10 protein-coding genes and 1 riboswitch are annotated in these 10,841 nt (G+C 67.8%); of the genes, 7 read left to right on the top strand and 3 right to left on the bottom strand.

Annotated features, from left to right (window positions below; genetic code table 11):
• Positions 1 to 159 precede the first annotated feature (159 nt).
• From hemW to murJ, 3 genes are read right to left on the bottom strand one after another with little or no spacing between them, the layout of a single operon-like run.
• Complete coding sequence (gene hemW / locus VM221_07090) at positions 160 to 1,374, bottom strand: radical SAM family heme chaperone HemW (GenBank protein HUT74583.1); 1,215 nt, start codon at positions 1,372 to 1,374, stop codon at positions 160 to 162.
• 5 nt (positions 1,375 to 1,379) lie between these two features.
• The gene (lepA, locus tag VM221_07085; protein ID HUT74582.1) at positions 1,380 to 3,203 is read right to left on the bottom strand and encodes a translation elongation factor 4; all 1,824 of its coding nucleotides are present in this window, start codon (positions 3,201 to 3,203) and stop codon (positions 1,380 to 1,382) included.
• Positions 3,200 to 4,888: a murein biosynthesis integral membrane protein MurJ gene (gene murJ, locus VM221_07080; GenBank protein ID HUT74581.1), complete on the bottom strand. Its 1,689-nt coding sequence runs from the start codon at positions 4,886 to 4,888 to the stop codon at positions 3,200 to 3,202. The genes lepA and murJ overlap by 4 nt, the downstream gene beginning before the upstream one ends.
• Positions 4,889 to 5,116: 228 nt before the next feature.
• On the opposite strand from murJ, the gene VM221_07075 reads away from it, so the two are divergent.
• The 7 genes from VM221_07075 to VM221_07045 all read left to right on the top strand — a co-directional run bounded on the left by VM221_07075 (position 5,117) and on the right by VM221_07045 (position 10,801).
• Positions 5,117 to 6,058, top strand: coding sequence for a hypothetical protein (locus tag VM221_07075; GenBank protein ID HUT74580.1), 942 nt, complete (start codon positions 5,117 to 5,119; stop codon positions 6,056 to 6,058).
• Between the two features lie 58 nt (positions 6,059 to 6,116).
• The gene (locus VM221_07070; GenBank protein HUT74579.1) at positions 6,117 to 6,719 is read left to right on the top strand and encodes a GTPase domain-containing protein; all 603 of its coding nucleotides are present in this window, start codon (positions 6,117 to 6,119) and stop codon (positions 6,717 to 6,719) included.
• A gap of 108 nt (positions 6,720 to 6,827) precedes the next feature.
• A riboswitch (cyclic di-GMP riboswitch) is annotated at positions 6,828 to 6,902 on the top strand.
• 201 nt (positions 6,903 to 7,103) lie between these two features.
• Positions 7,104 to 7,799: a DUF4388 domain-containing protein gene (locus tag VM221_07065; protein ID HUT74578.1), complete on the top strand. Its 696-nt coding sequence runs from the start codon at positions 7,104 to 7,106 to the stop codon at positions 7,797 to 7,799.
• Complete coding sequence (gene pilM, locus VM221_07060; GenBank protein ID HUT74577.1) at positions 7,796 to 8,959, top strand: type IV pilus assembly protein PilM; 1,164 nt, start codon at positions 7,796 to 7,798, stop codon at positions 8,957 to 8,959. The genes VM221_07065 and pilM overlap by 4 nt, the downstream gene beginning before the upstream one ends.
• Positions 8,956 to 9,531 (top strand): PilN domain-containing protein, encoded by a 576-nt coding sequence (locus VM221_07055; protein HUT74576.1) that lies wholly within the window; start codon positions 8,956 to 8,958, stop codon positions 9,529 to 9,531. Before pilM ends, VM221_07055 begins: the two co-directional genes overlap by 4 nt.
• Positions 9,528 to 10,199 (top strand): type 4a pilus biogenesis protein PilO, encoded by a 672-nt coding sequence (pilO, locus tag VM221_07050; protein HUT74575.1) that lies wholly within the window; start codon positions 9,528 to 9,530, stop codon positions 10,197 to 10,199. The genes VM221_07055 and pilO overlap by 4 nt, the downstream gene beginning before the upstream one ends.
• Positions 10,166 to 10,801, top strand: a complete 636-nt coding sequence (locus tag VM221_07045) for a hypothetical protein (GenBank protein ID HUT74574.1) — start codon at positions 10,166 to 10,168, stop codon at positions 10,799 to 10,801. Before pilO ends, VM221_07045 begins: the two co-directional genes overlap by 34 nt.
• The last annotated feature ends 40 nt before the right edge of the window (positions 10,802 to 10,841 follow it).

The following is a 10,841-nucleotide window of genomic DNA, read 5'->3' as shown; positions in this document are numbered from 1 at the left end:
CTCTTCAGGTTGCCGCCGTATATCAAGCTCTCCTCTGCGGTCGGCGCCGCAGGGCAGAGAGCCGCGGTCAGGGCGAAACCCAGTGCCAGTACCAGAATCGCTCGCCTCATCGTAGTACCTGCCTTTCGGGACGCCGGCGACCTTGCGCCCATCGCCTTATCAGGACATGAGTCGCAGCGCCACCTCATTGGCCACCGCGATGCCCCGCTCGGTCAGCACCACCCGCGAGCCGTCAGTGGCTAGGCCGCCGGCCGCCATCCCGGTCTCTGACCTAGGGACCGTCGCCAGGCCCGCTCGCACCAGATACTGAATTCGACTTCTATACTCGCCAGCCACATCCCTGCCATGCCGCGCGCCCAACTGCGTCAGGCACGCCCCCTGCTCCGTGCGCAGCCCGAGCATCAGCTCCTCCTCCAGGCGCCGCCGCGCCGACAGCCGTTCCGCATAGCCCACCGGCGCCTTGCCCCGCGCCAGCAGATCAGCATACCGGCGCGGCTCGCTCTCATTGGCCCACCGCATCCCCGCCCGCCGCGAGTGCGCCCCGGCGCCGAGGCCGACATAGTCCCCCCCTTGCCAGTACTTCTGGTTGTGGCGGCAGCGCCGCCCGGGGAGCGCGAAGTTCGAGATCTCGTAGCGCTCATACCCCGCCGCGCGCAGGGCGGCGCACGCCGCTGCATACATCTCCAGCTCCATCTCCTCCCCTGCCGCGGTCATCTCGCCGGCGACCAGTCGCCGGTGGAACTCTGTCCCCGGCTCGATGGTGAGGCAGTAGGCCGAGACGTGCTGCGGGCGCAACGCGACTGCTTGCTCCAGGGTGGCGATCCACTGCCGCGCCGTCTGCCCGGGCGCGCCGAAGATGAGGTCGAGCGCGATGTTGTCCCACCCCGCCGCGCGAGCATCAGCGATGGCGTCCCTCGCACGCGCGGCATCGTGTCTGCGCCCCAGCGCGGTCAGCACCCCGTCATCGAAGGATTGCGCGCCGACACTCAGCCGGTTGAATCCCGCCGCTCGCAGTGCGGCCAGGGCCTCGCAGGTGATCGTCTCGGGATTGCCTTCGATCGTGACCTCGGCGTCATCGGCCAGATCAACCAGTTGCCGAATGTGATTGAGCAGACGCGCCGCCGCGTCGGGTGGAACCAGCGTCGGCGTCCCGCCGCCGAAATAGATGGTGTCGCAAACGGAGCATGGGCGCCCTCGCCCGTCATCCCCCCGGCCGAGGCGCCCAGGCTCCACGAGCCGCAGTTCGATCTCTCGCTCCAGCGCCGCGAGGTAGCGCGCGATGTCGCCCGCGCGGGCGGGGCGGGAGTTGAAATCGCAGTACGGGCACTTGCCCGCGCAGAAAGGGATATGAACATAGATGCCAAGCGGCTCCATCGTCCTTACTCGCGATCATCGCCGACACGCAGCACGGTGAGAAAGGCCTCCTGCGGGATCTCCACGCTGCCCACCTGCTTCATGCGCCGCTTGCCGGCCTTCTGCTTCTCCAGCAGCTTGCGCTTGCGGGTGACATCGCCGCCGTAGCACTTGGCGAGGACGTTCTTGCGCAGGGCGCGGATGCTCTCGGAGGCGATCACCCGCGACCCGATGGCGGCCTGCAGCCGCACCTCGAACAGTTGCCGCGGCACCACCTGCCGCAGCTTTTCCACCACCCGCCGACCGCGCGCCTGCGCGCGTTCGCGCGGCGCCACGAAGGACAGCGCGTCCACCGGCTCGCCGTTGACCAGCACCTGCACGCGCGCCAACTCGCCGCGGCGGTATCCGGCCAGCTCGTAGTCGAAAGAGGCGTAGCCGCGGGTGCGCGACTTGAGCTGGTCGAAAAAGTCGAGCAGGATCTCGGCGAGCGGCAGGTCGTAGGTGATGATGACGCGGTCGGTGGAGGAGTACTCGAGGTTGCGGAACTCGCCGCGCCGGTCCTGCGCCAGCTCCAGGCAGGGACCGACGTATGCGGCGGGCGCCATGATGGTCGCCGCCATCCACGGCTCCTCGATGTGGTCCACGTATTGGGCCTCGGGCACGGCCGCCGGATTGTCCACCTCGACCGCGACGCCGTCGGTGCGGTGGACGCGATAGACGACGCTGGGCGAGGTCGCGATCAGCGACAGGCCGTATTCGCGCTCCAGGCGCTCCTGCACGATCTCCATGTGCAGCAGGCCCAGGAACCCGCAGCGGAATCCAAACCCGAGGGCGGCGGAGGTCTCCGCTTCGTAGGTGAGGGCGGCGTCGTTGAGCTGCAGCCGCTGCAGCGCCTCGCGCAAAGGCGCGTAGTCATCGCCCTCGGCCGGGTAGAGGCCGCAGAAGACCATGGGCTTGAGGGCGCGGTAGCCCGGCAACGCTTCGGCGGCGGGGTGCGCGGCATCGGTGATGGTATCGCCGACGCGCGCCTCGCCCACGACCTTCATGCCGGCCGCGACGTAGCCGACCTCGCCCGCGGCCAGCATCTCCACCGGCTTCATGGTGAGCCCGAAGACGCCGACCTCATCCACCTCGAATTGCTTGCCGGTGGCCATCATGCGGATGCGCGCGCCGCGGCGCAGGCGTCCCTCGCGCAAGCGGACGTAGGCGATGGTGCCGCGGTAGGGATCGAAATGGGAGTCGAAGACCAGCGCGCGCAACGGCGCCTCGGGGTCGCCCTGGGGCGGGGGGATGCGGGCGATGACGGCCTCCAGCACCTCCGCGACGCCGGTGCCGTCCTTGGCGCTGGTCAGCAGCGCGGAGGCGCCGTCGAGGCCGATGACGTCCCCGAGCTCGGCGCGCACACGCTCGGGGCTGGCGTTGGGGAGGTCAATCTTGTTGATGACGGGGATGATCTCGAGGCCCACGCTGAGCGCGAGATCGGCGTTGGCCACCGTCTGTGCTTCCACCCCCTGCGCCGCATCCACCACCAGCAGCACGCCCTCGCAAGCCGCCAGGCTGCGCGAGACCTCGTAGCTGAAGTCCACATGGCCCGGGGTGTCAATGAGATTGATGACGTATTGCTGCCCGTCACGCGCGCTATAGGTCATGCGCACGGCGCTCGCCTTGATGGTGATGCCGCGCTCGCGCTCCAGGTCCATCTGGTCGAGCACCTGGTCGCGGCGCTCGCGCTCGCTGAGGGTGCCGGTGATCTCCAGCAGGCGGTCGGCGAGGGTGGACTTGCCGTGGTCAATGTGGGCGACGATGCCGAAGTTTCGTATGCGCGACTGCTGCAAACGGTTCTCTTTCATGCCCCCGGCGACGCGCCAGTCATTCCCCGGCGCGCCAGACGACGGCGGATAGTGTCGCTCACTAGGCCCAGCTCCGGTGCGCCCAAGACCCGCAAGACGACCAGGAATGCCACCGCCCCCAGCCCGATGGCCGCCACCACCTGCACCCCTGCCTGCCACACGGCGAAGCCTGCGCCGCCGGCCGCGCCCTCCGTCGCCGGGGCGACGAGAGTGAATCCGAAGTGGGGCGAGCCGAACATGGCGCCGGTGGTATTGCTCACCCACAGGCTGACCGCACCCATCACCGAAGACGCCGCCGCCACCCGCGCAAAGGAAATGGCGAGCGTGCGCAGGTCCATCGGCCCGACCTTGCGCCGCAGCAGCAGCAGCGACACCGCCAGGGTCGGCACGGTGGCGATCGAGGTCGCCAGTGCGAGCGCCCCGTAAGCGACCGGGGTCGGCTTGAGGGCGAAGGTCAACCCCACGATTAGCGCCACGTTCGCCACGCCCACCAGCGGCGGCGTCAGCGTGTCCTGCGTGGAGTAGAACCCGCGGTTGACGACCTGCAGCGCCGCGATCGCGAACAGCGCCGGCGCCCACAGGGTGAGCGCGAACGCCGAGGCGCGCGCCGCCCCCTGGTTGTAGGCGCCGCCTTGCCACAAGAGACTGATGATGGGCCCGCTCAGCACCATCAGGCCGACGCTGCACGGCACCGACAGCAGCAGTATCGCACGCAGGCTGAGGTTGAGCGTGCGTTTGAACTGGTCTGATTGACCGCTGCGGAACTGCTGCGCCAACGTGGGAAACGCCGCGGTCGAGATGGAGACGCCGAACAGGCCCAGCGGCAGGATGATGAGACGGTTGGCGTAGTGCAGGATCGTCACCCCGTTGCGGAAGAAGGAGCCGAAGAAGCCCGGCAACCACAGCAGGGCGATCTGCTGCACCGCCAGTCCCGCCATCAGCGGAAAGAAGAGGATCAGCGTGCGGCGTACCCCCGGATGACTCAGCTCCAGCGCCGGGCGAAACCGCCACCCGCGTCTCGCCAGCGCCGGCGCCTGCACCGCAACCATCAGCGCCGCCCCCGCCAGCACGCCGATACAGAGACCGACGATCCCCAGCGACGACGCCAGCAAGAGCGCGCCGGCGATGATGCCCACGTTGTACATCAACCATGCCGCCGCCGGCGCGGTGAAGTGATGATGTGATTGCAGGATCCCCCCCGCCAGCGCCGACAGGGTGGTAAAGAACACCATCGGCGCCATGATGCGGACGTAGAACACGCACTCCTCGAAGACGTGAGGCTTGAACTTGAAGCCGTAGGCGGCGACCGGAACCAGGTACGGCGCAAAGACGATGATGAGCGCCACCCCCACCCCCACCGCCAGCACCATCAGCGTAGCTAGAGTGTTGACCACGCGCCACACTTCGTCAGCCTGTTCCTGCACCAGGTAGCCGGTGACGACGGGGATCAAGGCCGCGCCCAGCGCCCCGCCCGCAAGCAGGTAGTAGAGCAGGTCGGGCACCTGAAACGCCGCCCAGAACGCATCGGTGTGAGAGGTGCTGCCGAACTGGTAGGCGATAGCCTTTTCCTTGACATACCCCAGCACACGGCTGGCGGCGGTGGCGATCATCATGATCGCCGCGCCGCGCACAACGCTCTGCTGCTTCATGGTCGCTATTATACTTGCCGCGCCGCGCGGCAGCAAGTTCCGCCGCCTCCTGGCGCGCAAAGCGGCGTGCAACCCGCGGCCGCCGCCATATCAAACCACCAAGGCGATGTGGAATAAGAACACGGAATCGAGCGCAACCGTGACGGTCGGGTGACAGTCCCACAGCCGGGGACGGCTGTGCCGTATGCGGCCGGGCCGCGGCTCCCTTATGCCCGGCTGGACGACCCGGCAGCTTGCTCCCTGGGGCCCCGCGTGGAGACGCGAATGAGAAAAGAGATCAGCGGCATCAGCGTCGCCACGGCTATCCTGCTGCTGGCAGCCGCATCTCTTCTGTGCACAAAGCTCGGCGGCCTCGACTCCGCCGCCATGAAGCTGCCGCCGGCTGCGGCCTTGTCGCTGGAGGGTCTCTTCTACGTCGGCATCATCCACATTTGGCGCCGCCGCATGTCGCCGCGTGCCTTGGGCCTGGGCGTGCCGACTCTGTTCGCCCTGCGTATGGGCATTGTCGTCGCTGCCGCAATCACCACCCGCGCGATGGGTGAATCAGCGTCGCTCAGCGCAGCGGCGATGCTGTCGCCGGCGACGGCCGTGTGGGCGACTGCGACCTGCCTCGCGGTGGCGGCCTTCTATCAGGTGCGCGGCCTCGTAGCGCCGGCTGCGAGCGCCGGCGATGGCGTCTCGGCGCGAGCGGCACCCGCCCCTGCCAAGGTGCTGTTTGAAGCGCCGCCCGTGAACCGGCATCCCGGTGCCTCCGCGGCCGCCGAGCAGCATCACGACCGGGAGCAGGACGACGCCCAGTTTCACTTGGCGGAGCCGCCACCGTCTTCCGCCCCTTCGCCGACGCCGCCATACGCACCCCCGGCGTACGTCGAGGGATGGGCGACGGTGCCGAGCTCGGTGTTGCTCCAGCAACTGCCGGCGGGAGCGAAGGTCGCCGCGGGCGCCGACGGCGGCGATTCGGTAGAAGTGCCATTGGCGCTGATCGTGTCGCGGCTGCGCGAGGGCGAGGTGCGCATTCCGGTGGGCGAGCTCGACGGCGTCATCTCGCTGCCGGCGGGGGGCCCTGCAGCCGAGACCAGTGTCGAGCTGCCGCTGGAGCTGGTGGTTCCGCAAGTGCCGGATGAAGTGCTGGAGCTGCGGGAAACCCCGCCGCCATGGCTGGCGGTGGAAGCGGAACTGGAGGACATATTCTTCGCCAAGGTCTAGGGGCGGCACCGAGAGCGGCGCGCGGATCGCGCCCGCGAGGCCGGTCGGAGTTGGGATAGTGGCCTCCATCAACTATGCGCTAAAAGAGATCTCCTGCAAGATCGTGTATTACGGCCCGGGGATGTGCGGGAAGACGACCAACCTGCAGTACATTCACCAGCGCACGGTCGCGGACCGCCGCGGCAATCTGGTGTCGCTGGCGACCCCGGGAGAGCGCACGCTGTTTTTCGATTTCCTGCCGCTGGAGGCGCCGAGCCTGCACGGGTTCGAGACCAAGTTTCAGGTTTACACCGTGCCGGGCCAGGTGATGTACAACTCGACGCGCAAGCTGGTGCTGCGGGGGGTAGATGGCATCATCTTCGTCGCCGACTCGCAGTGGGAGAAGATGCGCGAGAACGTCGAGAGCTTCCGCAACATGCAGGAGAATATGGCGAGCTACTCCTTCAGCCTCGACACCACCCCTTACGTCATGCAGTACAACAAACGGGACCTGCCCAGCATCGCGCCGGTGAGGTTCATGCAGTATCTGCTAAACCCGCGGCAAGTGCCGTGCTTCGAGGCGGTGGCGACCGGGGGCGATGGCGTGTTCGAGAGCCTCAACGCGGTGTGCCGGCTGGTGCTCGCGAACCTGCGCGCCAAGCAGCAACGAGGCTCGCTGTGACGGCACTCGCGGCGGCCGCGCTTGACTGGTTGGCGACTTGCGCCCAAACATGGAATAAGTAATACGACGTTCGGGTGGGGGCTTGACAATCGAATATGGGATTTCGGGCGCTGACAAGGGCAAACCCTTCGCGAGGAGGGGACGCAAAGCCACGGGACTCACGCAGTCAGCCGGGCTGCCAAAAGACGAAATCCCCGCGCCCCGAGCATTCGGGGTGGCAGATGGGGAGCCGTCCGCAGGCAGTCTTGCTGTGACGGCTCCCGCTTTGTCCGTGCCTGGAGACCCCCGGTCGGCGTCGAGCACGAAGGGCGCGCCGCTGCCGCCGGACCGCCTCGTGCTTCGCCGCGAAGTCGCTACTTCGCAGAGCAGCAGGGGTAACGCGCTGTGGCGCTGTACGGCACTTTCGACGAGTTCAGCTTCGCAGAGATACTGCAGATGCTCAATCTGAGCCACAAGAGCGGCACCTTGACCACGCGCCAGGGCAGCCAGCACGCGGTGGTACACCTGCGCGACGGACAGGTGGTGGACGCGACCTACGAAGGCCACAGCGGCGCCGAGGTCATCTATCGCCTGCTGGGCTGGCGCGAGGGTGAGTTCGAGTTCGGCCGTACCCTGCGCCCGGTGACGCGCAGCGTGCACGACTCGACCGAGGGCCTGATCATGGAGGGCATGCGCCGCCTTGACGAGTGGCAGCAGATCGAACGTGAGTTCACCGATCTCAACGTCGTGCTGCGGCTCCGCAGCGGCCAAGCGGCGGAGCGCTACGAGGGCCTGGAGGAGGACGCCCGCACCATCCTCAAGCTGGTGGATGCACGCCGCAACGTGGCGCAGATCATCCGTGAGAGCGGGCTCGAGCCGGTGCATGCGATTCTCCTTATAACCGAACTCATAAGCCACGACCTGGTCGAGAGGTGGGGCTCGGCGGCGGTCAGCACGCGGGATCAGGTCGCACATGTCGAGTCGAAGTCGCTCGCGCCCAGCCTCGGCATCGGCAGTTATTTCAACCCTCGTCCGCCGGCGCGGGCGCTGGAGCCGGAGCTGGCGCCCGAACCGTCAGAGACAGGAGCAGACGGATCATGAGCATGTTCTCGAAGCTTTGTGGCGACGCCGAGGTCATCGGCCTAGATGTCGGCAGCCACACCATCAAGGTCGTGCAGTTGGACGACGAGCGCGGCGGGCTGGTGTTGCGCAAGGCGGGCAGCCGACCGACCCCGCCCGAGACCGTCAAGGGCGGCGTGATCGCCGACACCACCGCCGTCGCCCAGGCGATTTCGTCGTTGCTGAGCGCGCTCGAAATCAACGCCACCCAGGTGGTGGCGGGGGTGGCCGGGCCGACGGTAGTGGTGCGCCAGGTGCAGATGCCGGCGATGTCGGAGCGCCAACTGCGCAAGTCCATCCAGTGGGAGGCGCGCAGCTACGTCTCGTTCCCGGTGGAGGACAGTGTGCTCGAGTTCCAGGTGCTGGGGCAGCGCGAGGGCGGCCAGCTCGACGTCATGCTGGTGGCGACGCCGCGCGACATGGTGGACACGCGGGTGGAGGCGATCGAGCGCGCGGGGCTGGAGCCGGTCGCGATCGAGCTCGAGCCCTTCGCCACCATGCGCAGCGTGCTCGAGTTCGCGGGTGCCCCGCCCTTCGAGCAGGAGACGATCGCGCTGGTTAACATCGGCGCGTCATTCACTGAAATCAACATCGTCAAGGATCGCCGCTTCGTGCTCACCCGCACCATCCCCATCGCCGGCAACGGCATGACCGACGCCATCGCGTCGGCTCTCGCCATGGACAACGACAAGGCGAACGCCCTCAAGGAAACGGCGATGCAAGTGGTGTGCGGCGAGGAGGAGCGCGCGACCCTCGATCCCTTCGCGCAACAGGCGAGCCGCGCGGTGGAGCCCCTGCTGGATGAGTTGATCCGCGAGATTCGCCGCTCGCTCGCCTACTACGACTACCAGCAGCAGAGCCCCACCGACGGTGATGACCCTCAGCGCGTGCCGGGCGTCAACCGCATCATCGTCTCCGGCGGTTCCGCCAAGATGGCGGGACTGCCGGCCTATTTCCAGGCGCAGCTCGGGGTGCCGGTCGAGGTCGCGCAGGTCCTCGCCAACGGGCGCATCCAGACGCCGGGGCTGAGCCAGGAGTACCTCGACGAGCACTCCCCGACGCTGGTGGTCGCCACCGGCCTCGCGCTGCGGGAAATCATGCTCGGCGGCAAGCTCAATGTCAAAGCAGGTGAAGCCCGATGATGAACATCAACCTGATCGCGGAGCGCAGGGCGCAACGACAGCGCAGCGCCAGGATGCTGCGCGTCGGCGGCTACACGGTGTTGAGCCTGTTGGTGGCCATCGCTGTCATGTACACCTACTTCAGCATCGCCGTCAACATCGTGGGGGGCGAGATCGTGGAGTACGACGCCAAGCTTGGCGACCCCGCGTTCACGTCAAAGCTCGAGCGCATCGCCTACCTGGAACAGCGCTGCGCCGCGCTGGCGCCGCAGGTCGAGCTGCTGCAGAGCGTGCAAGACAGCCACCAGGCATGGATCGCCGTGCTGGACGACCTCAGCCGCTGCCTCCCCGACAACGCGTGGCTGACCAACATGCAGTCGCGGCGTGACCAGACCGGCCAGTCGCTGTCAATCACCGGCTCCGCCCTATCACAGCGCGCGGTGGGCGATTTCATGCTCAACCTCAAGCAGGCGGGGTGGTGTGGCGACCCGGCGCTCAGCTTCACCCAAACGGTGGGGTTACTGGGGCACGAAATCGTCAACTTCGACGTTACCGCGCCGGTGAAGAAGCCCATAGGGAGTGAACTGAGATGAAGCTAGCCCAGCGCAAAGCAGCCTTCACGGCGTTGATCCTGGCCGCCGGCGTCCTGCTGTGCGGCGGGCTCCTGCTCTACCAGAGCAAGGCCACCAAGCTGCGCAGCCTGAACCAGACGCGCAACCGCAAGCTCGAAGAGCTGCGCGGGCTGCAGGCCAAGCTTGCGAGCAGACCGGTGCTGGAGCGCAAGTACGAGGACCTCCAGGCGCGCCTGGCGGTGCTGGAGCCGACGCTCGCCACCTACGCCTATATCCCGACCTTCTTGCGCCAGATCGAGCAGCTGGCCCGTGACACCGACAACAAGGTGTCGGGGGTGAAGCCGCTGCCCCTGATCGCCCAGACGCCGGCCGCCCCGCCCGCCGACGGGGAGGGCGCAGGCGATCAGGGCGCCAAGCCGCAGGCGGCCGGCCCGCCCGCGGCGCAGGAGCTCTACGACCGCGTGCCCATCGAGTTCAGCCTCGAGGGCGACTACTGGCGGACGGCGGAGTTCATCCGCCGCTTGAGCAAGTTCCCGAAGATGCTGGCGATTGATGACCTTTCGCTGACCCCCACGGGGCAACCGGAAGGACTCAAGGCGCCCGACCTGCGCGTGAAGATGACGCTGCTCGCCCTCATCCAGAAAGGGGAAGAGAAATGGACAAGCGACGCAAAGAACTCCTCTTCCTAGCGGCCGGCCTCGCGGTGCTGATGATAGCCCTCTATCTCACATTCAGGCCCGGCACTCCGCCCGCGCAGGCCAAGACCGAGGTATCGGCGTCGGTATCGGCAGTCGCGCCGGCGCCCGCGGCGCCCCCGGCGCCCGCGGTGCAGGTGCAGGTCGCGGCGCCCGTCCCCATGAGCGAGGGCGGCACCACCGCCGGGCGCAATCCGTTCACGCCGGTGGTCGCGATGGTTCGCGCGGCGACCCCGACCGGATCGCCCCCACCGGTGAACACGGCGGCGCCGCTGCTGCCGCTCCCGCCGATACGCCCGATGTCGCTCGAACTGTTTGGCAGCGCGCCGGGGAGCGGCGACGTCACCGCCGGGATCATCACTCCGGGGGAACCGGGGCAAGCGGTGAAACCCACGCTGCAGCTGACCGGGATCATCTATGGCGATCCCTCCGTCGCTATCCTGCGCAAGGGGGAGAAGCGTTACTTCGTGCGGCCCGGCGATCCCGTCGGCAGCCGCTATGTCGTGCAGTCCATTTCGCACCGGCGAGTGGTCCTCGCAGACGTAGGGACCCCCCATGGGACGCCCCTACAGCTCGACCTGACAGGGAGGTTGTAAGGCTATGACCCGCAATCCAGTTGTCGCAACCCACCGGCGC

The organism is Armatimonadota bacterium (assembly GCA_035527535.1).
GTDB lineage: Bacteria > Armatimonadota > Hebobacteria.
This window is presented reverse-complemented; position numbering and strand designations above follow the sequence as displayed.